This window comes from Qipengyuania sp. JB2-7 (assembly GCF_055693485.1).
Genome location: NZ_CM146335.1, coordinates 2,454,142 through 2,475,277, shown reverse-complemented (window position 1 = coordinate 2,475,277; position 21,136 = coordinate 2,454,142). Strand labels below are relative to the sequence as shown.

20 protein-coding genes and 1 pseudogene are annotated in these 21,136 nt (G+C 57.1%); 8 read left to right on the top strand and 13 right to left on the bottom strand.

The genetic code is table 11. The features are described 5' to 3' along the window. Positions 1-328: 328 nt before the first annotated feature. Genes rapZ through ACZ1GM_RS12430 form a run of 4 tightly spaced genes read right to left on the bottom strand, consistent with a single transcriptional unit; the run spans position 329 to position 4,054 of the window. A complete protein-coding gene (rapZ, locus tag ACZ1GM_RS12445; RefSeq protein ID WP_472676741.1) occupies positions 329-1,264 on the bottom strand; it encodes an RNase adapter RapZ in 936 nt (311 codons plus the stop codon). Between the two features lie 15 nt (positions 1,265-1,279). After that, positions 1,280-1,699, bottom strand: a complete 420-nt coding sequence (locus ACZ1GM_RS12440) for an HPr kinase/phosphorylase (RefSeq protein WP_472676740.1) — start codon at positions 1,697-1,699, stop codon at positions 1,280-1,282. Beyond that, positions 1,696-3,282, bottom strand: a complete 1,587-nt coding sequence (locus ACZ1GM_RS12435; RefSeq protein ID WP_472676739.1) for a stimulus-sensing domain-containing protein — start codon at positions 3,280-3,282, stop codon at positions 1,696-1,698. The genes ACZ1GM_RS12440 and ACZ1GM_RS12435 overlap by 4 nt, the downstream gene beginning before the upstream one ends. Further along, complete coding sequence (locus ACZ1GM_RS12430) at positions 3,275-4,054, bottom strand: response regulator transcription factor (RefSeq protein WP_472676738.1); 780 nt, start codon at positions 4,052-4,054, stop codon at positions 3,275-3,277. Before ACZ1GM_RS12430 ends, ACZ1GM_RS12435 begins: the two co-directional genes overlap by 8 nt. A 209-nt stretch (positions 4,055-4,263) precedes the next feature. Here ACZ1GM_RS12430 and ACZ1GM_RS12425 point away from each other — a divergent pair, with 209 nt between their 5' ends. Then, positions 4,264-5,862, top strand: coding sequence for a phosphoenolpyruvate carboxykinase (locus ACZ1GM_RS12425; RefSeq protein ID WP_472676737.1), 1,599 nt, complete (start codon positions 4,264-4,266; stop codon positions 5,860-5,862). 141 nt (positions 5,863-6,003) lie between these two features. Continuing rightward, a complete protein-coding gene (locus ACZ1GM_RS12420; protein ID WP_472676736.1) occupies positions 6,004-6,324 on the top strand; it encodes a hypothetical protein in 321 nt (106 codons plus the stop codon). Positions 6,325-6,399: 75 nt separating this feature from the next. On the opposite strand, the gene ACZ1GM_RS12415 is transcribed toward ACZ1GM_RS12420, so the two are convergent. Continuing rightward, complete coding sequence (locus ACZ1GM_RS12415; RefSeq protein ID WP_472676735.1) at positions 6,400-6,765, bottom strand: DUF3597 domain-containing protein; 366 nt, start codon at positions 6,763-6,765, stop codon at positions 6,400-6,402. 146 nt (positions 6,766-6,911) lie between these two features. Here ACZ1GM_RS12415 and ACZ1GM_RS12410 point away from each other — a divergent pair, with 146 nt between their 5' ends. Further along, positions 6,912-7,409 carry a DUF937 domain-containing protein gene (locus tag ACZ1GM_RS12410; protein ID WP_472676734.1) on the top strand — a complete coding sequence of 166 codons (498 nt, stop codon included), beginning with the start codon at positions 6,912-6,914 and terminating at the stop codon, positions 7,407-7,409. A gap of 38 nt (positions 7,410-7,447) precedes the next feature. Here the strand turns inward: ACZ1GM_RS12410 and ACZ1GM_RS12405 are convergent, their stop codons facing one another. The 4 genes and pseudogenes from ACZ1GM_RS12405 to ACZ1GM_RS12390 all read right to left on the bottom strand — a co-directional run bounded on the left by ACZ1GM_RS12405 (position 7,448) and on the right by ACZ1GM_RS12390 (position 14,245). Further along, the gene (locus ACZ1GM_RS12405) at positions 7,448-9,004 is read right to left on the bottom strand and encodes a tetratricopeptide repeat protein (protein WP_472676733.1); all 1,557 of its coding nucleotides are present in this window, start codon (positions 9,002-9,004) and stop codon (positions 7,448-7,450) included. 65 nt (positions 9,005-9,069) lie between these two features. Continuing rightward, positions 9,070-10,611, bottom strand: coding sequence for a hypothetical protein (locus ACZ1GM_RS12400; RefSeq protein ID WP_472676732.1), 1,542 nt, complete (start codon positions 10,609-10,611; stop codon positions 9,070-9,072). 80 nt (positions 10,612-10,691) lie between these two features. Beyond that, a complete protein-coding gene (locus ACZ1GM_RS12395) occupies positions 10,692-12,311 on the bottom strand; it encodes an FAD-dependent oxidoreductase (RefSeq protein ID WP_472676731.1) in 1,620 nt (539 codons plus the stop codon). Positions 12,312-12,375: 64 nt separating this feature from the next. Beyond that, a pseudogene (locus tag ACZ1GM_RS12390) lies at positions 12,376-14,245 on the bottom strand (DUF885 domain-containing protein). A gap of 71 nt (positions 14,246-14,316) precedes the next feature. Here ACZ1GM_RS12390 and ACZ1GM_RS12385 point away from each other — a divergent pair. After that, entirely contained in the window at positions 14,317-14,556 is a 240-nt protein-coding gene (locus tag ACZ1GM_RS12385; RefSeq protein WP_472676730.1) for a hypothetical protein, read from the top strand. Positions 14,557-14,565: 9 nt separating this feature from the next. On the opposite strand, the gene ACZ1GM_RS12380 is transcribed toward ACZ1GM_RS12385, so the two are convergent. Together ACZ1GM_RS12380 and ACZ1GM_RS12375 are read right to left on the bottom strand one after the other, a co-directional pair. Beyond that, a complete protein-coding gene (locus tag ACZ1GM_RS12380) occupies positions 14,566-15,243 on the bottom strand; it encodes an energy transducer TonB (protein WP_472676729.1) in 678 nt (225 codons plus the stop codon). Positions 15,244-15,382: 139 nt separating this feature from the next. Beyond that, the gene (locus ACZ1GM_RS12375) at positions 15,383-16,039 is read right to left on the bottom strand and encodes an alpha/beta hydrolase (protein ID WP_472676728.1); all 657 of its coding nucleotides are present in this window, start codon (positions 16,037-16,039) and stop codon (positions 15,383-15,385) included. A 125-nt stretch (positions 16,040-16,164) separates the two neighbouring features. Between ACZ1GM_RS12375 and ACZ1GM_RS12370 the strand changes: the two genes are divergently transcribed. The 4 genes from ACZ1GM_RS12370 (at position 16,165) to ACZ1GM_RS12355 (ending at position 19,487) form a co-directional block, all read left to right on the top strand. Continuing rightward, positions 16,165-17,157, top strand: a complete 993-nt coding sequence (locus tag ACZ1GM_RS12370) for a cysteine desulfurase family protein (protein ID WP_472676727.1) — start codon at positions 16,165-16,167, stop codon at positions 17,155-17,157. Positions 17,158-17,270: 113 nt separating this feature from the next. After that, a complete protein-coding gene (locus tag ACZ1GM_RS12365; protein ID WP_472676726.1) occupies positions 17,271-18,347 on the top strand; it encodes a cysteine desulfurase family protein in 1,077 nt (358 codons plus the stop codon). Next, the gene (locus ACZ1GM_RS12360) at positions 18,344-18,673 is read left to right on the top strand and encodes a 2Fe-2S iron-sulfur cluster-binding protein (protein ID WP_472676725.1); all 330 of its coding nucleotides are present in this window, start codon (positions 18,344-18,346) and stop codon (positions 18,671-18,673) included. Before ACZ1GM_RS12365 ends, ACZ1GM_RS12360 begins: the two co-directional genes overlap by 4 nt. A 34-nt stretch (positions 18,674-18,707) precedes the next feature. Next, positions 18,708-19,487 (top strand): ion transporter, encoded by a 780-nt coding sequence (locus ACZ1GM_RS12355; RefSeq protein ID WP_472676724.1) that lies wholly within the window; start codon positions 18,708-18,710, stop codon positions 19,485-19,487. A gap of 5 nt (positions 19,488-19,492) precedes the next feature. Here ACZ1GM_RS12355 and ACZ1GM_RS12350 read toward each other — a convergent pair whose 3' ends face one another. Then, positions 19,493-20,416, bottom strand: a complete 924-nt coding sequence (locus tag ACZ1GM_RS12350; protein ID WP_472676723.1) for a DUF4349 domain-containing protein — start codon at positions 20,414-20,416, stop codon at positions 19,493-19,495. Between the two features lie 157 nt (positions 20,417-20,573). Beyond that, on the bottom strand, positions 20,574-21,119 hold the full coding sequence (locus tag ACZ1GM_RS12345; RefSeq protein WP_472676722.1) for a type 1 glutamine amidotransferase domain-containing protein: 546 nt from the start codon (positions 21,117-21,119) through the stop codon (positions 20,574-20,576). Positions 21,120-21,136 lie beyond the last annotated feature (17 nt).

Genomic DNA, 21,136 nt, shown 5'->3' with positions numbered 1-21,136 from the left:
TTTCAACTTGACGATTTTCCGTCTTATGGGGTGTGCGCCATTGACCCTGACCCAAGGGTCAGGAGCCATTAGGCACATAATTCATGATGGCTTGTTTGCGGGATGAAATGCAAGGAGGCGACCGAAGAGAATAGCAGCGCTCTTCGCTAGGTCGCCGACGCAGCAGTTCGCCCGCAAGAAGCCACCTGAAAGGCTTGGTCGGAAAGCCACAGGCCTTCGTCGCTCGATTGTTAAATAGCACCACTATTCTCCGCGCTCGCTTCTTGTCCTGTGGCTTGCTGCCCAAGTCATGAACTTTGTGCCTAATGGTTCCTGACCCTAGCATGAGTCAACCACCAGAGGGGGCCTGTCCCTCTATGGCATCTGTGGCTCTGGCGGTCAGATTGCGGTGCAAAACGGTGTTGTCATAGCCCGCCTCTGTCAGCGCTCCACCCATAGTTTCTGCTGAATAAACAGAGCGGTGTCGGTCGCCGGTGCAACCAAATGCAATCGTCAAATAGGCGCGACCTTGCGCGATATAGCGCGGCAAAAGCGATACGATGAGGTCGTGAATTCTTGTGAATTCTATACGAAAAGCGGGATCTTTCTCGATATGATCGCCCACAGCCTGATCAAGACCGGTCTTTTCCCGCAGACCCTCTACCCAGTGAGGGTTATCGAGGAAACGCATGTCAAAAACCAAATCGGCGATGGGCGGGGTGCCGCGTGCGAACCCGAAACTGGTTACGGTGATTGTCATGCCCTGCGGCGTGTCGCTCGCGAACCGATCTCGCACCGTTTGCTGCAACTGGTTGGTTGAATAGTCAGTGGTGTCGATCACCACGCCAGCCCAGCTGCGCAGAGGCTCCAGCAGTTCTCGCTCAGCCTTGATCCCCTCCAGCACTGGACGGCTCATCGCCATAGGGTGTCGGCGCCGTGTCTCGTTATAACGGCGTTCAATTTCGCTGCTCGCACAATCGAGAAACAGGACATCAAACCCCAGTTTCTGTTGCTCTGCGAGTTTTTCCAACGCGCTAATCAGCTTCGCCGGTATGAAACCGCGTGTTCGCGAATCGATACCGATTGCCAACGGGCCAATCGCCCCCTCTTCACCAGTGAACAGGCGTTTCAGCAGGCGCACCGGGAAGTTGTCGATAGTCTCCCAGCCCATATCTTCCAGCACTTGCAGCGCCGTGCTCTTGCCCGCGCCGGACATGCCGGTAACCAGCAATACGGTGTTACCAGCCGGCGGGTTCAAGGATGTATTCGAATCACTTTCGGGCATCTCGTCCTGACTGTGTCAGGTTAGACCGAAACGGGAAAGCGCCCATTCAGCACGGATCGCCTGATTGGCGTCGCCCGGCTGGAAGGGGATGGTGGGCAAAGCGATGCCATGGAAATCGTGCTCTCGCGCCTCCGGCAATCGGGGGGCATGCGCTGTCAGCGATAGAACCAGACACAGCGGCGCGGTTCGGGTTTCCATCTCAAACACACCGACGCCGCGGATCTCCAGCTTGCCAGTGATCCGTGGGGGCGGGGCAGCCAATAGCTGGCCGCCTTTGTTCTGCAGCACCAAGCCATCATCACCGATCAGCGTTGCCCCGCGATCAATAAGAGCAAGCGCAAGACTTGATTTGCCCGCCCCTGGCGTACCTTCGATCAATATGCCACGCGCTCCAACCGCAACCGCCGTCACATTGGCCAGAAGCGCGTCAGTCATCTGCTGATCTTCATTTTTGGCAGAGACAAGGTCAGACACGCTCCGTCCTTTCCATCGGGACGCCCCGAGGCAAAGAGTGTCCCGTCATGCGCCTCTGCTATTGAACGACCAATGGCAAGGCCAAGTCCGGAGTGTTGACCAAAATCCTCGCTGTCAGGCCTGAGCGAGTGGAAGCGTTTGAACACCTCTTCCTGCCGATCCTGCGGAATACCCGGTCCAAAATCACAGACAGTGACGTCCAGCCAGTCTTCCCGGGCAGAAATCGCGATTTCTACTGGCGCATTTTTCGGGGAGAAGGAGACCGCATTGTCGAGCAGGTTTGTGATGACGCGTTCTAGCCGCGACGGCTCCCCCATAACCTGTGCATATTTGACTGCGCTTGCGAAGCGGATTTCGTGACCGGCATTTTGCGAGCGATCCTCACGCGATCCGATGATATTGGTGATGAGATCATTGAGATTCACTTCGCTGAACGTCGCCCGTGACAATTCGGCATCAATCCGGCTTGCTTCCGAAATTTCAGTCACCAGGCGATCAATTCGCCGGACGTCATGACTGGCAATGTCCAGCAATTGTGACCGCAGTTCGGGGTCTTCGACCTTGCCCAGCGATTCTGTTGCACTTCTGAGCGATGCGAGCGGATTTTTGATCTCATGCGCAACATCAGCGGCAAAGCTTTCCACCGCATCAATCCGCGTGCGCAAGGCTTGTGTCATGTCCGAAGTGGCGCGTGCCAGCATGCCGATTTCATCGCTGCGTTCGGGCAGACGAGGTACTTCGACTTGGCGGTCGCGACCCTGACGCACGCGCACCGCCGCCTGCACCAATTGGCGCAGCGGCCGGACGATTGTCTGGGCAAGAAAGAACGACAACAAAGTCGAAACGAGTAGGGCAAGTAACACCACTAATGCCACCGTCGTTCTTGCGGCCCGAACCCGTTCGGTGATGTCGACCGGGTTGCGAGTGATGAGCAACGTCTCGCCATCAAGGCCAACCGGCGCTGCTGCGGTGATTACGTGCGTTCCATCGCTTGCATCACGCAGAACGATTTGCGTCAGGCTTTCTTCACTGGCGCGCTCCAGTTCTGGCCAGGCATCGGCTTCATCCGTCGATGGTTCGACATAGTCAGGCAGGGGTGGTGCCCCGACAACCCGATCAAACAAACGATCGAGCGTTAGCGCAAAGCTATCTTCCTCAGGAGGTGCATCGGCAATCGAAAACGTTGGTGGCGCGAGCGCCCAGCTGTCCCCTTCCAACGACCCAACCTCGTCATACACACGAATGCGCAAACGCTGTTCCTTGCCGATTTGGATCAGCAGCGCCTCTTGCCGTTGACTGGTCGCGCCAGCCAGTGCCTCTGCCGTAATCTGAGCCTCTACAAGGGCGAGTTTGAACCGCTCATCCAGCAACTGCTTGCGATAGCTGTCGAGATAGATAATCCCGCCACCCAGCAGGACGAGGGGCAGGATGTTCACAAACAGAATGCGGTTGGTAAGCGATAGTCGCCGCGACCACTTCACCTGATCGTGCGGGCTATCGCCGCGCATCACATCCTTGGTCTTGCCCTCATCCGTTTTAGCCATCGGTGAAGCTGTAGCCAGCACCGTACAGCGTATCAATCGCAGCAAATTCTGAATCGACCGCCCGGAATTTGCGTCGCATGCGCTTGATATGGCTGTCGACTGTGCGATCGTCGACGAACACATCGTCGGGATAGGCGGCATCCATCAATTGGTTGCGGCTCTTAATGACGCCGGGGCGCACGGCGAGAGCTTCCAGAATCAGGAATTCCGTCACGGTAAGAACGACCGGCTTATCATCCCAGGTTACCATATGGCGGGCGGGATCCATTTTCAGGCGCCCCTTCTCGATTGTGTCGCTGGCTTGCGTGGCCATCGGCGATAGGCTGCCACCTGCAGGTGGGGCCTCGCCGCGACGCAAAATGGCGCGGATGCGGGCCAATAGCAGGCGAAGCGAAAATGGCTTTGCAATATAATCATCGGCACCCATTTCCAGACCGGCTTCTTCGTCCTGCTCGTCATCCTTGCTGGTCAGAAAAATCACCGGAAGAGCGGATTGCAATCGCACTCTGCGCAACAATTCCATGCCATCCATGCCGGGCATCTTGATGTCGAACACCGCCAGATCAGGCGGGTTTTCAAGCAGTGTCTTCAGCGCTGCTTCGCCATTGGAATAGACACGCGTTGCAAACCCCTCTGCCTGCAGAGCGATTGAAACTGTGGTCAAAATGTTACGATCATCATCGACCAGCGCGATCACCGGCTGCGGCGACTCCTGCGAACTTTCCAAAGAGTTTCCGTGCTCTAAGCGATCATTTTCGGAGCGGTGTTCCATACCCTGTTCACTTATCTGCAATCCCGAAACAAAACAATGCAAGTTGCACGACTCGCAAGCAACGCGATTCTTGCCTATGGGCGACCGTAACGGGGTGGGAGAACCCGTTTAGACGGACCGTCAAGACGGCGATGGGTTATGTGTAGAGAGCACAGAGCCCTCGTGCTTCTCATACCCTATTATGTGACGCATTTCGTCTGGAGAGCACTGTGACCAATCCCCTTTTCCATTCCTTGGACGCCCAAGGAATTGCGACAAAAGCCACCATTCACGCAAATCTACAATCCGAACAATTGACCGAGCATGCCATCGCGAATGGCGAGGGGCGTCTGGCCAGGCACGGCCCGCTGGTTGTGGAGACCGGCAAGCACACCGGTCGCAGCGCGCAGGACAAGTTTATCGTCCGGAACGCCGAGACAGAAAGCACTGTCTGGTGGGACAACAATGCCTCGATGACATCAGAGCATTTCGCGGCGCTTCGTGAAGACTTCATGGCCGCTGTGACTGAGCGTGAGACGCTGTATGTCGCTGATCTGTTTGGCGGGTCTCAGCCGGAACACCGCGTGAATGTGCGGGTGATTAACGAGCTTGCCTGGCACAATCAGTTTATCCGGACGATGCTGGTCCGGCCAACAGCCGAAGAATTGGCCGATTTCGTACCCGAATACACGATCATCGATCTGCCCACCTTCCGCGCTGATCCAGCGCGGCATGGTACGCGCAGCGAGACTGTGATCGCGGTCAACCTGTCAGAAAAGCTGATCCTGATCGGCGGCACCAAATATGCAGGAGAGATGAAAAAGAGCGTTTTTGGCGTGCTCAATTACCTGCTGCCAACCAAGGGCGTGATGCCGATGCATTGTTCGGCGAATATCGGCCCTGATGGTAAAAGTGCTGTATTCTTTGGTCTGTCAGGTACTGGCAAGACGACGCTTTCTGCCGATGCCAGCCGTACGCTGATCGGCGATGACGAACATGGCTGGTCAGATACCGCTGTCTTCAATTTTGAGGGTGGTTGCTATGCCAAGATGATCCGCCTGTCTGAAGAGGCTGAGCCAGAAATTTATGCGACCACACGCATGGCCGGTACGGTGCTTGAAAATGTTGTCATGGACGATGACGGCAATATCGACCTCGATGATAACTCGCTGGCTGAAAATACGCGCGGTGCATATCCGCTCAGCTCGATTCCAAATACCAGCGCTGAGAATATGGGGCCGCCGCCCAGCACGGTGATTATGCTGACGGCGGATGCCTTTGGCGTTCTGCCCCCTATCGCGCGGCTGACACCGGACGAGGCGATGTATCACTTCCTGTCGGGCTACACGGCCAAAGTCGCAGGAACGGAAATCGGCGTGACCGAACCGCAGGCGACGTTCTCAACCTGCTTTGGTGCGCCCTTCATGCCGCGTCACCCGAGCGAATATGGCAATCTGCTGAAGAAGCGTATTGCAGAGGGCGGCGCGCAATGCTGGCTGGTGAACACCGGTTGGACTGGCGGCAAATATGGCGTCGGCCATCGTATGCCGATCAAGGCGACGCGCGCTCTGCTGAACGCAGCGCTTGATGGGTCATTGAACGATGTCGAATTCCGCAAGGATGAGAATTTCGGCTTCGATGTACCTGTCAGCGTGCCGGGCGTCGATGACGCCATTCTCGACCCACGGACAACATGGGCCGATGGGGAGGAATATGACCGAACAGCGAGCAAGCTCGTCCAGCTCTTCGTCGATAATTTCGAGCCGTTTGCGGCGCATGTCGAACAGGGCGTTCGCGATGCTGCCCCGCGCACCCGTGAGAACGCATAGGTTCGACCCAGGCCGTTACAAAGCTTTACTCTGATACGGATGAGAGCCCCGGAGCCGCCAATTTTTTTGGCAAGGTTTCGGGGTTCTTTTTTGTTTGAGTTGGGGCATTATGCGCGCTCTTCGTGAAAGGGAGAAAGTCGCATGAGTATTTTTGACAGTATTTTGGGCCAGGTGTCCGGCAATCCAACCGTCACCAATATGGCTGAAAAACTCGGTATTGACCCTGAACAGGCGGCTCAGGCAGTCGCGGCACTGGGCGAGGCGCATCAGGACGAGCGCGACACGATTGAAGTGGCTCAGGAAAAGACCGGCCTTGACGCTGACATTCTCAATCAGGTGAAGGACGCCATTGGCGGCGAGGGATCGCTCAGCAAGTTTGCTGCGATGATCGATCAGGATGGCGACGGCAATCCGCTTGATGAGATTGCGGGTTTTGCCAAGGGCTTGTTCGGTAAAAAGTAAGTCGGTCAATCAGGCAAAGAAAAAGGGCGCGGCGTTCATCACGCTGCGCCCTTTTCGCGTTTGGATGGTGGCCGATCAATCGGTCATATCGGCAGGGACTTTGCCACCGTTTTTGGCGATTTCCTGCATTGTCGCCTTGTGCAGCCAGATATTATCGTCGGCGCTGCCTTCGTAATCGGTGCGGCCCAATTCCTGCGCCAGTTCCTTGCGGTTGGCGTAGCTCGGGTCGAGGCCCAGCAGCTTGAACAGATCGACGATTGATGTGCGCCAGTTCAGATTGTCCGCGCCGGGCTTCGCTGAAAGACGTGCCTCAACGTCAACTTCGGAAACGAGCGTTGGTGCTGCAGGTGCCGTGGGCGTTGCAGGTGTTGCTGCTTCCGGCTTCTTGTCCTCTTCGTCGCTGCCGAAAATTGCGTTCTTGATGCTTGAAAAAATACCCATGGTCCTGCTCCTCTACAAAGATCACACGATCGAAAGAATCGCGCGTTGGGATAAGTTTACTTGCGTATACCATGGTCAGCGTGACAGGTATGTAACATCAATTCAAATATAGATTTTATCTGCGTGGGCAGGGTGAGGAGAGCGTTATGAATCTGGGTCAGATGTTGAATGACAGCGGCGCAATTGGCAGCATCGCACAGGAACTGGGCGTTGATAAGGGCATGGCGCGCACGGCGGCTGGCGCTCTCTTGCCCGCAATCGTGGCGGGCATGGGGCGCAGCGCAACAGGTGGCAGCGGCGGTGATCCGCTTGGCGGCCTTGGCGGTCTCGCCGGGGCAATTTTGGGCGGCGGTGGTGGCGGCCTGCTTGAATCCGTACTCGCGCCAAAGCCCACCCCGACCCAGCAAGGCAATGATATTCTCGGTACTATCTTTGGCAGCAAGGATGTGAGCCGTTCGGTTGCGGGCGAAGCTGCCGGCATTACTGGCCTTGATGAGGGCATGCTCAAGAAGATGCTGCCTCTGCTTGCCATGGCGGTTGCTGGCTATCTCGCGAAAGGCAGCGGATCGTCTGCGGGCGGCTCAGGCGGAAGCCCGCTGGGTGGCATTCTTGGCTCGATTATCGGCGGCTTGGCCTCACGCTAAGCCTGCGATGCGGAGAGGGGCGGGCGCTAAGCGTCCCGCTATTCTTCGGAATCCGGATCTGGCACCTCGACACGTGCGATAGGCACAACTGCAGCAGACATGCGGAAGGGTTCACCTTCGGGAGCTTTTTTGAGCGCTGCAATCAGGTTCTGCGCATACTCCGCCTGTTTGCCGCCGTGGGGGTTCGCCGCTAGCGGTGCAAGCGTTTGTGCAGCAAGGAATGTCTTGCCCTCCATCGCCTGCATAACAGCTACGTTGAAAGCCAACCCTCTGTCGAACGGTGCAAGTTGAGATGCGCGTTCAAGTGCATGCCTCGCGCTCTCCGGTGGTTCCCGCCCGCGTTCGGCGTAGCTGCGATAATAATAGATCAAGGGCATCGGATGGTCATTTTCGAGCGCATTAAGCCGCGAAAAAGGTGTCATGGCTTTCTTATATGCTGCTGCGCTCTCTTCCGGTTCTGCCTCGCTAGCAAGTCGGAAGAGCGAATAGCCTTTCTGTACCCAAGCGTTTTTGCGTGATGGGTCGATAGCGAGCGCGCGATCCGCAGCCGCGATCGACTCCGCATCATTGCCTGCATCGTGTTCTGCCTCTGCCAGAGCGGTAAGAACTCCGGCATCGTTTGGATATTTCCGCGCAATCTCGCGCGCTTCCGGCAACAGTTCGAGCGCCTGTTCTCTCGTCACGCCACGCTGAGACACAATGCGCACATCCATCATTTCGGCTTCGCCTTCGGGCAGTTTGCGCAAGGTGACCGCGCCAATCGAGATTTTGTCGGGGGTAAGGTTGAAGGTAAGCATGCGGCGCTGACGCAGATAAGATCGCAAATCCTTTTGCAGTGTGGAGATATCGCCAAAAGCTTCCTCTCCAGCCTTGATAGACGACGTGCCGCCTGCAACTTTTGCCAGGTATTTGCTTAACTGGCCGGAGCGCTCAGGCGTGAAAACCAAGTGATGATATAAGAGCCAGCTTTGCGCATAGAACGCGTCGAAACCCTTCCCCTTGTTTTTCTGATATAACTCGTGATCGAGCAGCTCGCGCACCGACACCGAATCAGCGTGAGCGAAATCACCGGCTCTATGCTGAGCTGGGCGACCGATCATGACGCTGCCATCGTTGGCGAAAGTCGCTGCGGCGAAGAACTCCGCCGACCCCTCGCTGACCCAACGCGGCATCGCGAAACGTTGTGACGAGATCAGAAAATGGTGCGCGTATTCATGCAGCAAAATGATGGTTGAGAAATCCGGGTACCCACGTTTGAACCGGATATCCTGAACAAATGCACGCGAGCCCCCGGCTCTTGGGACATAGAATCCCGCGACATACTTACTGTCTCCTCCAGCGAGGCGACGCACCTGACGTTGATTGCCGACTGCAAAAATCGTGACGCGATTTGACGGGCTCGGCTTTTCAAGGTCGCGCCCTGTCACATACTCCATCGCAGCGTGGAAACGCTCAAGGTTTTCAGCGAATCTGCGAACGTCCTTCTCGCTATCGTCGGCATAAATAACAAAGTGATCGCTCGATGCCTCATACCATGCCGCTTGCGCTGGCATCGTCGCGAATACGAACGCCAATACTGCAATTAAGAACTTCATGTGCGCCCCAATAAACCCTCAACTATTACTGGATTATCATCATCAAAATGGATGGATTTGCAAGTCTAGTCAGCCAGGAAGTAGGCGGAAATTGCCGGTTGCACAGGAACTACCTCTCCCTCTTCCTTATCTGCAAGATACGCCAGCAGCTGCCTTACTTGACCTGCCTTTTCATAACCATGAGGCGCACTGGCCAGTGGCGCGAGGGCGGTTCGCGCATCGGCTATTCGCCCTTCATTCATATGTATCATGCCAACAAGCAGCCAAAGCTCCCGTTCAAACGGGGCCAGTTCGGCTGCTGTGATAAAGGCGCGTTTCGCATCGTTTGATGGCACCGCGCCGCGCTCTGCATAACTTCTATATGCGTACACCATGGGCGTCGGATGGCTGCTCTCAATCGCGGCGAGCAAGCTAAAGGGTTCCATGGCGCGCTCGTAGGCCGCATCCCTATCTGGGCCTTTGGTGATCGTCCGAGCCAAGCGAAATTCCGCCATGCCTTTATGCACGTATGCGTCAGTCTGGCTGGCATCAATGGCCAGAGCGCGATCGGCAGCAGCGATTGCTGCTTCATAATTAGTGGCAGCATACTCCGCCATCGCGAGTGTGGTCTGCGCGTCGGAGCTGTCAGAATGGGCTTCTGCGAGTGGGCGAGTCACTTTGACGAGCTTTGCGGCTTCCAATGCGGTCGTGCCTCTTTCCAATTGTATGCGAATATCCATCATCGCCACTTCGCTCTCATCCAGTGGCCGAATGGAAACGGGGCTGATATTCAAGTCTTCGGGTAAAACATGAAAACTGGTGCGTTCACGGTTGCGAGCATGGCGTTTTAGCTCGCGTTCGAGATTGCCGAGGTCGCCAAATGCCTTTTTGCCCGCGTCGATTGATGGCGTTCCGCGCAGCACTTCAAGCCAATACTCGCGCAGCTGGCCGCGGCGATCTTCGTTCACAGAAAGATAATGGTAGAGGAGCCAGCTCCAACCATAGAACGACTCTTTCTTGTCATTGGCACGGCGGCTAAGTTGCTCCCAATCAAGATTGAGCAACTCATGAACAGACGTCATCTTGCTCTCGATCCAGAAGATCGTGAAGTCGCGGCCTGATGAGGCTATCCCTAAATGGATCGAGCCATCACCGGGGAAATAGCTGGCTGAGAAGTACTCCGCCGCTCCTTCGTTCATCCATAGCGGCATGGCGAACCTGCTGGTGGAGCTCAGGAAATGGTGCGCATATTCATGCAGCAACACTTTGGTTGAGATGTCCGGCACACCTTCCTTGTTCTTCACATCCTGAACAAAGGCGACACTGCCATCATAACGAGGGAGGTAGAAGCCAACGACCCCGCCGGCCCCGGCGAGCCGCCTTATCTTGCTGGCTGAACCCGCCGCATAAATGGTGATGCGGCTTGATGGGCCGGGCTTTGCGAGTGTTCGCCCGGTGAACTGTTCCAAGGCGCTGTGATACCGTTCCAGGTTTTCAGCATAAAGCCGCAGCTCGTCTTCGTCGCTATCAGCATAGATTACAAAGTTGTCGCTCGACGCCTCATGCCATGCAGCTTTGGCCGAAGTTGCCGTCAGCATAAGCGAAAGTAATGCTATCAGAAATTTCATATGCGCCCCGATGATCACTCGCGATCATCAATAGTTTATGCGCGATTGCAAGGCGTATCAGCAACAATTCGGGCGTATTTTCAGGAACTCTTAAACTGTTCGACATGTTGCCAGATTCGGCTGACCACCACGGAACCTTCACCTACCGCGCTGGCCACGCGCTTGACTGAGCCGGAGCGCACATCACCAACCGCATAAATGCCATCAGCACTGGTTTCAAAGGGCGTGGGACGATCAATCGGCTGGCCGGTAATGACAAAACCGCGCTCATCGGTTTCGACAAGGCCAGATAACCAGCTGGTATTGGGAGCGGCGCCAATCATGATGAACAGAGCGGATGTACCCACCTGCTCTTCGCCATCTGGTGTGGTCATAGTGACGGCGTCGAGATGACCCTCGCCATGCAGGGCGGTCACCGTGGTATTGTAATGAATAGTCACCGCCGGATCGGCCTCGAGCCGCTGTGTGAGGTAGCTCGACATGGACGCCGCCAGACTATCGCCGCGCACAACAATGTGAACATGCTTGGCAGTACGGCTGAGATACATGGCCGCTTGCCCCGCCGAATTGCCCCCGCCGATCACGACCGCCTCGGTGTTGCGACAAAAGCGCGCCTCCATGTCAGTGGCGGCATAGAATACCCCAGCGCCCTCAAATTCTTCAAGGCGATCTAGTGGCAGGCGACGGTACTGCACGCCGGTTGCGACCAGAATGGCCCGCGCGCAAACCTCATCGCCGTCATCCAACGTGATACAGAAAGTGCCGTCTTCGCGCCGCTCAACGTTCTGTGCGCGGCGCGGCATAGCGAAACGCGTACCGAATTTCAGCGCCTGAATTTGGCCGCGATAGACCAGATCCGCTCCGCTGATGCCGGTTGGGAAACCCATATAGTTTTCGATCCGGCTGCTCGTGCCGGCCTGACCGCCTATCGCAGTGTCCTCGACCACGAGTGCCGATAGCCCCTCGGCACCGCAATACACCGCCGCGGCAACACCCGCCGGACCGCCGCCGACGATCAGGACGTCAACCGTGGCGGTGTCGCCTACATCAAGATCGAGATTGAGGTATTGGGCAACCTTGCGCGGGGAGGGGTTATCCAGAACCTGATCCTTGTCCAGGATCACGGATGGTTCGTGATTGGTCAGATCGCAAACCTCAAGCGTCTCGCTGTCCTGACTGTCCATATCGAAACTCTGGAATGGTATGCGGTTTCGGCTCAGGAACCGTTCGACCGCCTGAACGGCTGGATCGCGATCAGCACCAATCACTTTGACGGAGCTGTTATTGAGTTCAAACTGGCGCCGTCTGCGCGCGGCAAAGACGGTGATAACATGGTCAGATAGCTCGGGAATGCGCGACATGAGCGCCAGCATCTCTTCGCGCGGAGCCTCTAACGTGCGCGTGGGTTTGGCGGCGCGCATCGGGATGAAATAAGTCCCGGCATTGAGAAAGCCGATCTCGCCCATGAACTGTGTGGGGCCGAGAGCATGTTCGAACATCCGCTCGCGCGAATAGGGATCAATAACCTCAATCTCGCCATCGAGGACATAGACGAAACGGTCCATGGGGTCGCCCACTTCGGCGACCATATCGCCAGTTTCGTAAGTGCATTCTTCAGCGATTTCCCGGATCGCCGCGACGTGGTTATCGGCCAGCGGAACGCGCCGCATGGTTTCGAGGTCTTCGCCGAGTTTTTCCATGATCGCGCTCCGATTGGTGACCTATGCTATCAACTGCGCAGCGTCGGAAAGTATCCTGTGGGCGCTAAGGGTTTCGCACGTCTTCAATATATCGCGACACATTGCGTGTCATCACGTCGAGCGGCGCATTGCCGCCCAGAATTACCGCATCGTTGAACGCCTTGAAGTCATAGGCATCGCCCAATTCGCTAGCTGCGCGTTCGCGCTGCCTCACGATTTCGCTGTGCCCCAGCTTGTAGCCCGTGGCCTGACCCGGCCAGCTGCAATAGCGATCGACCTCGCTTGCGACCTCTTCATACTTGCTGCCATTGCGCTCCACGAAGAAATTGCGTGCGCGCTCGCGGCTCCAGCCTTTGGAATGCAGACCGGTATCGACAACCATTCGGCATGCGCGGAAGGCGAGGCTTTGCAAATAGCCAAGCCGCCCGACCTTGAAATCATCATAGGCGCCAAGCTCATCCGCGAGTTGCTCCGCGTATAAGGCCCAGCCTTCGCTGAACGGATTGAACGCCAAGATTGAGCGGATCAGCGGCAGGCGATTGGAATATTCACCTTCCCATACATGGCCGGGAATGGCCTCGTGGAAGGTCAGGTCTGCCAAATCATATTTGCGGTGCAGATCGGTCGTGCGCAGATTGATCCAAAAGCGTCCGGGGATAGAGCCATCTTTGCTGCCTGCACCCCCATAAGCGCCCGGCGCGCCCGGCTCCTCTGCCAATGGCAGACGGCGGACCTCCATGTTGGGATCAACCAGTGTATTGAATGCGCGCGGCATTTGCGCCTTGATCCACGCGATACGCTCATCGATGAATTCGAAGATTTCCTTGCGGCCAGGATCACCCTCGGCAAATTGATAGCGCGGGTCTTGCGACAGACCCTGCATACGCTCGCCAACGCTGCCTTTGGTGTATCCAATCTCGCGCAGGATAGGATCCATCCGGGCATGCAGCGCTCCAAGCTCGGCGAGACCTTGCTGATGAATATCATCAGCGGACAGGCGCGTCGTCGTGCTCGATCGTAGAGCCCAGGCATACCATTCTTCGCCATTCGTACTGCTCTCGCATGCCCGGATCGCTGCTGGCTACACCGCGTTCGATACGCAGCTCCTCAAGCTGAGCCTGCATAGCCTTGGCAATCACACCGCTTTCCATATCCAAGGCGCGCGCTGCGTGGCTTTCTGGCATGCCTTTTTCGATCAGGCGCTTGCGCAGCGGCTCTGCATATAATTCGCCTTTGCCCGCGCTAGTGATGGTGCGTTCCATCTGCGCAATGGCTTTGTCGATCAGGAAGTCAGGCGGCGTGACCCCCATCGCTCGTGCTGTACGCATCCGGTCGAGTTCCCCGGCAAAGACTGCGGGCATTGCCTCCATGCGCTCTATATAGGCGTCAGCATCGTCGCCATCATCGATTGGATGGGTTGCATCCATGAAACGGGGGAGGTCGAGATAGCTACCGACATTCTGGATGACGACATAAGGCGCGGTTCGCCAATCGCCGACGGGTGTGTCGCCATAGGGCAAAGCGAAGCCATCGAGTGCAATTTCATACCCGCTCTGCACGACGTCCAGATTGGTCACCGTTTCCGCATCGAGCATATCGCGCGGATAATCCCGGATCAGGTCTAGGTCTTCTTTCAGTTGCGCGGCATAGGCATCCTGCCCGGCCTGCGATTGATCTTCCAGCCTGCCTCGCAATTCGGCATAACGACCGGTATCCACACCCAGGCCGGTTGCCCGCTCTGGCTCATGCTTCAGCAGGCTGTAGCCCACACCTTCCAACAAGCGATCTGCCCCGATCTTCATCGCCTGCGCGACCCCTTCCGGTCGCGGGCCAGATCGTGAGACGGTGGCACAGCCGCTGAGCGAAAGTGCAGTTGTGGTTGCGAGACCCGCCATGATCTGTCGGCGGGTGGCGGTCATCGTTTTGGAATTCATGCAGGACATTTGCGCCGCTGCATGCCCCAAGTCAATTTACGAATGCGACCAATACCCGCTATGGGGCGAACATGACTGCTACTGTTCTTTCCGTCCTCGTGCTTGCCGCCATTGCATTGCTATTCGGTGCCGCATTCGTGATGCGCAGGACCGGCGACAAGCGACAGGCAATTTTGATGGTTGTTCTGGCGGTCGTTGCCGCAGTCAATGTGGCGATCTGGACTATTCCGGATGCAGATGGGGAGGCTCCGGTCGATCAGGTCGATCAGGTCGATAGCATCGAACAGACCGACGCGGAGCCGTCCAGCTAAGCGTCCACCTTATTCGGGCAATTGCCACTTGACCGAATTGGCATAGGTGCCAGCAACAGCTTCACCCTGTTCGCCGCGTGCCGGTTCAAACCGCGCACGTTGTGTCACCAGCTTGCAGGTCGCGGTATCAAGCGCCGAATGCCCCGTTGAGCGGGTGATTGTGCAGCTTTCCACACGACCATTTGCGGCAATGTCGAGCCGGAAACTGGCTGTGCCCACGATCTCGCGGCGGATCCAATTGCTGCGATAATCGGCAGTTGTCACCCACATTCCCGGGTTGTTACGTGGCGCTGCGCGGACCGGATCAAATGTCGGGATGGGTGAGGGGACCACCGGGTCGAGCCCTCCCAAATCGATTGGGTCCAGACCTCCTGACAGGATTGTTGTCGTTTCGGTGGTATTGGAACTGAGGGACAGATCGATCGACGTGTCTGGCGCGACAACCCGATTTGGCTCGATCCGAGTGATAGTCGGATCACCCGCCTTTGGCCGAGTTTGCGGTTCGACGGGCGTCGGCGGCGGGGGATCTTTCTTGTCGATGTTGATCGCGATAATCCGGTCATCTTTCTCAATGACCCCCGTAACCGCTAGACCCCAAACCAGCGCCAACCCCAGTCCAGCGTGGATGGCGACGACTGCCGCCATACTACCCGGTGAGGCTCTGCGACCCTGTTCTAAATATGCCATAGCTTTTCTCCTCTCCAGTCGGGCCATGCCGCGCTAATATGAGAGGGCTTATGGCCCGATGGGGATACAGTGTTACATCACGCGATGAACGCTCGATGAAGGCGTCAGTTGCAAACCGGGACTGATTTTGCCTGATAAATCAGGTGATTGGGCAGGCTGGGTCGAGGCGGAAGTCGAGATAATTGTCGATCGACCGCATCATTTCGTCCTGCTCATTTTCGAAGAAATGATTGGCGCGCGGGATTTCATCATGGTGGATCGTGATGTGTTTTTGCGTGCGCAATTTGTCGACCAGCTTTTGCACCGCGCTTGGTTGCACAACAGTATCCGCTGCGCCCTGCACAAAAATGCCTGAGGCGGGGCAGGGGGCAAGGAAGGAAAAATCATACATATTCGCCGGAGCACCAACGGAAATGAACCCGCGAATTTCCGGACGGCGCATCAGCAATTGCATACCGATCAGCGCGCCAAAGCTGACACCTGCAACCCAGGTCACCTGCGCTTCCTCATGGATCGACTGCACCCAATCAAGCGCGGATGCCGCATCGGACAACTCGCCGATGCCATTGTCAAAGCTGCCCTGGCTGCGGCCCACACCGCGAAAGTTAAAGCGAAGGGTTGCGAAACCGCGATCAACGAAAGTTTTGTAGAGCCTCTGCGTGATCTGCTCATTCATGGTGCCGCCGCCCTGCGGGTGCGGGTGGAGAATCATTGCGACCGGTGCCCGTGGGCGTGGTGGGGGAGAAAAGCGACCTTCAAGACGACCTTCTGGGCCGGGAAAAATGACTGAGGGCATTAAGCAACCTTGTATGTTGGATGATTGCGGTGCGCCGGGTGACACACCTCTCGCCCAACCGTATAGAGAGCTCTGCGTGATTGCGCAACTTTTTGAGAATCATTCGCAATAAGCGCAGGGCTTCTATGACTAAATCCCGCATTTATCTGGATCATGCCGCCACATCACCGCTGCGGCCAGAGGCGCGCGCTGCCATGGAAGAGGGGGTTGCGCTATGGGCCAATCCATCGAGCCCGCATGCTGAAGGACGCAAGGCTAAGGCGGCGCTTGAGGATGCGCGGGAGCGGATCAAGCGGAGCCTCGAATGGGATGGCGAGCTAATTTTTACCAGCGGTGCGAGCGAGGCGCTTTGGATCGCGCTGAACCGTGCGAAGGCGAAGCGCCGGATTGTCAGCGCGGTTGAACACGACGCGGTGTTTCGCGCTTCTCCTGATGCGGAGATTTCTTCGGACGAAAGCGTTTTCGATCCATCGACCATACTGGCTGTGCAGCACGTCAATTCGGAAACCGGCGTGATAAATCCCGTGTCAGCGATGGCTGAGACGATTGCGCCAACTGGTGCTGTTCTCTTGTCCGATTGCGCGCAGTCGGCTGGCAAGCTGACTTTGCCCAATGCCGACATGCTGGTGATTTCGGCGCATAAGCTTGGCGGTCCGATTGGTATCGGCGCGCTGTTGGTGCGTGATTACAACCTGTTGGAACCGACCGGAGGGCACGAGCGCGGCTATCGCCAGGGTACTGAAAACATGCCGACCGCATTGGGATTTGCCGCTGCGTTGGAGGCGGGTGAGTGGGCCACGACTAGCGATCAGCGTTCTGAATTTGCATCTGCGCTCTCCGACGACGTGCTGACTTTCGGGGACCAGACCGACTACATTTTTGCACTTGCGCACCCAACCATGTCGGCTCAGGCATTGCTGATCCGTCTCGACGCGATGGGCTTTGCGGTGTCCGCGGGCAGCGCCTGTTCATCTGGTACACTCAAGAAAAGCCGCGTGCTGGATGCGTTTGGGGTTGATGATGAGACTGCTAGCCGGACGATCAGGGTCAGTCTGGGGTGGAATACGAACCCGGACGATCTCGCGCAGCTCGTCGAGACTTGGCGATCCCTGTGTTAATTCGTCATTGCGAGCGGCGCAGCCGCGCGGCAATCCAGTATTGTTGCGCAACACGCTCTGGATTGCTTCGCCCAGCTTTTTTGTGGGCTCGCAATGACGTATAAGAGAACACAATGATCTACCTCGATTACCAAGCCACAACCCCGCTCGCGCCAGAAGCGCGTGAGGCGATGTTGCGGTGGCTCGACGGAACTGATGGGGTCGGTTTTGGCAATCCGCATTCGCCGCATCGCATGGGGCGACAGGCCGCCGCAGCGATTGAGCTTGCGCGCGACCGGGTTGCGGCGCTGTTCCCGGCTGGGGGGCGCGTGATCTTCACCAGCGGCGCAACCGAGGCGCTGAACCTCGCCATCCGTGGCACATCGGGCGAGGGCGCAGTGGCTTATTCTGCAATTGAGCACTCCGCTGTGGGCGACACCGCGCAGAGCGCAGGCGACAGTCATGTTCTCGCGGTCGATGAAAACGGTCTATGCGACCCGGATCAGGACCTGCCCAAGAGCACCCGCATGATTGCCGTGATGCAGGTCAATAATGAGATCGGGACGGTGCAGCCAACGCTTGACTGGCATCGTAAGGCCAGAGAAAACAATGCTCTGTTCTTATGCGATGCGGTGCAGGCTTATGGAAAAATTCAGGTCACCGGCGCTGACATGATCGCGATCAGCGCGCATAAATTTCACGGGCCCAAGGGCATCGGCGCGCTGTGGGTGCGCGATGGCGTTGACATGGCCGAAGTTCAAACCGGTGGAGGGCAGGAACATGGCCTGCGCTCCGGCACACTCTCTCCAGCCTTGATTGCGGGCATGGGGGCAGCGGCGAAGCTCGCGCAAGAGCGCATGGCCGAGGATGCCGGGCATATCGAGCAGCTTTGGAATCGCGCGCGCGCGCTGTTCGACGGCTGGACATTGAACGGCAGCGAGGACGCCCGTTGGCACGGAAACCTCAACATCCGCAAAGACGGCTTGGACGTCGCTCGCCTAATGTCGGATTGCCGCGATATTATGTTCAGCGCCGGCTCTGCCTGCGCCAGTGGCTCTGGACGATCCAGCCACGTATTGCGCGCGCTCGGATTGTCAGGCGCGCAAGCCAAATCATCAATCCGGCTGGGCTTTGGCCGCTACACCACTATGGAAGACATTGAACACGCCGCTCAGGCCATCGGTGAGGCCGCGAAGGGACAAGATATATGAAAGTTCGCTTCATCACTTCTCAGGATCAGGAAGTCGAGGCTGAAGCCAATTCCGGTGACATGTTGCTCGCCGTCGCGCAGGGTGCGGGCATGCCACTAGAGGGTACATGCGAGGGGCAGATGGCCTGTTCCACCTGCCATGTGGTGGTTGATGCGGAGTGGTTCGACAAACTGCCGGATGCGGAGGATGATGAGGAGGACATGCTCGACCTTGCCGCCGGAGTGCAGCGCACTAGCAGGCTTTCTTGTCAGATCATGCTGACTGATGAAATGGATGGACTTACCGTTTCGATCCCCGCTGAAAGCCACGATATGCGGCGCTATTGATCGCCGCTGAATCACAGTTTTGGAGTTTCCTTGAATGAGCCTGCGCGAGCGCGCCATACGTCTGGTGGAATCGAAGCCGTTTGAACGCTTCATCATTACCGTCATCGTCATCAATGCGATTGGTCTGGGGATCGAAACGTCCCCGTGGATGATGGGAAAAATCGGGGCAGTCGTCGAATGGCTGGACACGATTGCATTGTCGATTTTCGTGGTTGAATTGGCGATCAAATTCTTCGCCTATCGCCTGTCTTTCTTCAAGAATGGCTGGAACGTCTTCGATCTGGTGATTGTCGGCGTGGCGTTGGTCCCGGCGAGCCAGCAATTCTCGGTTCTGCGTGCGTTGCGGATTTTGCGGGCGCTGCGTCTGATCTCGGTCGTGCCCAGCATGCGGCGCGTGATCGTTGGTCTGTTCAAGGCAATCCCCAGCATCGGCACGGTGATCGTGATGCTGTTGCTGCTGTTTTACATCAGCGCAGTGATGGCAACCAAGCTATTCGGGGAGAGCTTTCCGCAATGGTTCGGTCACCTTGGCGCCTCGCTCTATTCGCTGTTCCAGATCATGACGCTGGAAAGCTGGAGCATGGGGATCGTGCGCCCGGTGATGGAGGAATACCCCTATGCCTGGGCGTTCTTCGTGCCGTTTATCCTGATGACCAGCTTTATCGTGCTCAACCTGTTTATCGGTGTGATCGTGAACGCAATGTCAGAGGCTACCGATGAAGAGGCCCATGGCGAGCGTGAGGAGATCCTTGCTGAACTACGTGCGCTAAGGGCGGATGTGAGCGCGTTGCGAGGGCAGGCAGAGAAGTCGTAGCCGTGTCAGCTTTCGCCGGGCGCGTCACCATCCGTGCCTGCTGCCTTGCGACGGAAAAGGCTGAACCCGCTCTTCCGCCACAACCATCCGATCCCAAATAGGGCGAGACCCACCGGGATCAGCACGGTCAGCGCGTAAATCATAAACGCGATTGTCGTGCCGAGGATTGAGCCGATTGATTGGAATGCTTCCACAATCGGGCGGTAGAAACTGCCGCCGCTGCGTGCGCTGGAATTATAAGAAACGGTGACGCGGCTGTAGTTGACGCGTCCGCGCATTTCGGCCAGCCAGCTGCGCGCCTGGTCGATTTCCTCATTGACCTGCGCAACGCCGCGTTCTGCCTCGACCAGCTCTGCGACGGTGCCCTGACGCGAACGGAGCACCTCCATCAGGCGGTCACGCAGCAGTGTGCGGGCTCGCAAACGTGCCTCTGTATCGACAATCTGCTTGGACAAATCTTCGCCTGAAATGGACGTGTCTACCTGTTCTCCGCCAAGGCTTTCGGCGGACGCGGCGAGATCCTTGCCAAAATTGCGCGCTTGGTTGGCGGCCACGGCCAATTCGAGCGTTCCATAGGCATAGCTGCCTTCGGAACCCGATTGTTGAAGTGACAATACGCGGCAGCCATTGGCCGGGAGCTTCTCGCACAGTTCGACATGGCGTTGTGCCAGTGGTGCGATTTCGTCCGGCGTGATGCGAAAGCCATAGCCATAGATGTAGGCGATTTGGGGTGCGCGGGGTGCGCCTTCAGTTACGGGTGCGGCATTCTCCGCGCCTAGGTCGGCTTCACTGGCCGTATCGTTGGGCGCTTCAGCAATATCGAGCTTTTGCACACTTTCGACGCTCTCCATCATCGCTGCATCTTGGCTCTCGCTGCATCCCGCAACTGCCAGTGCCAAAGCGCAGGTTCCGATAGCCCAGTTTCGCATTGCTCTCTCCAAATTTGGCAGACTTGCCTTATTTTCGCCATAATTGCGGCAAATCGGGCCTTTTTGCAAGTCTTTTCGCGCGTTCAAAGTGGAGGAGGCGCACGAAAAAGGGCCCACCACGATCCCGTGATGAGCCCTTTTCTTGATATGATTTCGCTTATGCGTTTTCAGTCACGCGCTCGCGAACCATATCCATGAGTGCCTGCGTAAAGGCCGGAATATCATCTGGCTTACGGCTGGTGATCAGGTTGCCGTCCTTGGCGACTTGCTGATCGACCACGCTCGCGCCGGCATTCTTCAGGTCGGTGCGGATTGATGGCCAGCTCGTCAGTGTCTTACCGCGTACAATGTCCGCCTCTGCGAGTAACCACGGTGCGTGACAAATGGCGGCGATCGGCTTCCCCGCAATGTCGAAATCGCGGACGATAGCGACCGCGCGGTCATTCATACGCAGGATGTCCGGGTTAATTTGTCCACCGGGCAGCAACAATGCGTCATAATCTGCACTATCGCTGATTTGGTCGACGGTGGTGTCCACCTTGACGCTTTCGCCCCAGTTGCCGTCGTCCCAGCCCTTGATTTCGCCTTGCTCCAGAGAGACTACGGTTGTTTCGAAACCTGCCTCTTCCAGTTTGGCTTTTGGCTCCATCAACTCGGACTGTTCAAAACCATCGGTGGCGAGGATCATAATACGTTGGGTCATGTTTAACTCCTTGATTT

Bases quoted from the DNA above. Each gene is read 5' to 3' on its own strand.
- rapZ (WP_472676741.1), bottom strand. From the start codon at position 1,264: ATGCCCGAAAGTGATTCGAATACATCCTTGAACCCGCCGGCTGGTAAC.
- ACZ1GM_RS12440 (WP_472676740.1), bottom strand. From the start codon at position 1,699: ATGACTGACGCGCTTCTGGCCAATGTGACGGCGGTTGCGGTTGGAGCG.
- ACZ1GM_RS12435 (WP_472676739.1), bottom strand. From the start codon at position 3,282: ATGGCTAAAACGGATGAGGGCAAGACCAAGGATGTGATGCGCGGCGAT.
- ACZ1GM_RS12430 (WP_472676738.1), bottom strand. From the start codon at position 4,054: ATGGAACACCGCTCCGAAAATGATCGCTTAGAGCACGGAAACTCTTTG.
- ACZ1GM_RS12420 (WP_472676736.1), top strand. From the start codon at position 6,004: ATGAGTATTTTTGACAGTATTTTGGGCCAGGTGTCCGGCAATCCAACC.
- ACZ1GM_RS12415 (WP_472676735.1), bottom strand. From the start codon at position 6,765: ATGGGTATTTTTTCAAGCATCAAGAACGCAATTTTCGGCAGCGACGAA.
- ACZ1GM_RS12410 (WP_472676734.1), top strand. From the start codon at position 6,912: ATGAATCTGGGTCAGATGTTGAATGACAGCGGCGCAATTGGCAGCATC.
- ACZ1GM_RS12405 (WP_472676733.1), bottom strand. From the start codon at position 9,004: ATGAAGTTCTTAATTGCAGTATTGGCGTTCGTATTCGCGACGATGCCA.
- ACZ1GM_RS12400 (WP_472676732.1), bottom strand. From the start codon at position 10,611: ATGAAATTTCTGATAGCATTACTTTCGCTTATGCTGACGGCAACTTCG.
- ACZ1GM_RS12395 (WP_472676731.1), bottom strand. From the start codon at position 12,311: ATGGAAAAACTCGGCGAAGACCTCGAAACCATGCGGCGCGTTCCGCTG.
- ACZ1GM_RS12385 (WP_472676730.1), top strand. From the start codon at position 14,317: ATGACTGCTACTGTTCTTTCCGTCCTCGTGCTTGCCGCCATTGCATTG.
- ACZ1GM_RS12380 (WP_472676729.1), bottom strand. From the start codon at position 15,243: ATGGCATATTTAGAACAGGGTCGCAGAGCCTCACCGGGTAGTATGGCG.
- ACZ1GM_RS12375 (WP_472676728.1), bottom strand. From the start codon at position 16,039: ATGCCCTCAGTCATTTTTCCCGGCCCAGAAGGTCGTCTTGAAGGTCGC.
- ACZ1GM_RS12370 (WP_472676727.1), top strand. From the start codon at position 16,165: ATGACTAAATCCCGCATTTATCTGGATCATGCCGCCACATCACCGCTG.
- ACZ1GM_RS12365 (WP_472676726.1), top strand. From the start codon at position 17,271: ATGATCTACCTCGATTACCAAGCCACAACCCCGCTCGCGCCAGAAGCG.
- ACZ1GM_RS12360 (WP_472676725.1), top strand. From the start codon at position 18,344: ATGAAAGTTCGCTTCATCACTTCTCAGGATCAGGAAGTCGAGGCTGAA.
- ACZ1GM_RS12355 (WP_472676724.1), top strand. From the start codon at position 18,708: ATGAGCCTGCGCGAGCGCGCCATACGTCTGGTGGAATCGAAGCCGTTT.
- ACZ1GM_RS12350 (WP_472676723.1), bottom strand. From the start codon at position 20,416: ATGCGAAACTGGGCTATCGGAACCTGCGCTTTGGCACTGGCAGTTGCG.
- ACZ1GM_RS12345 (WP_472676722.1), bottom strand. From the start codon at position 21,119: ATGACCCAACGTATTATGATCCTCGCCACCGATGGTTTTGAACAGTCC.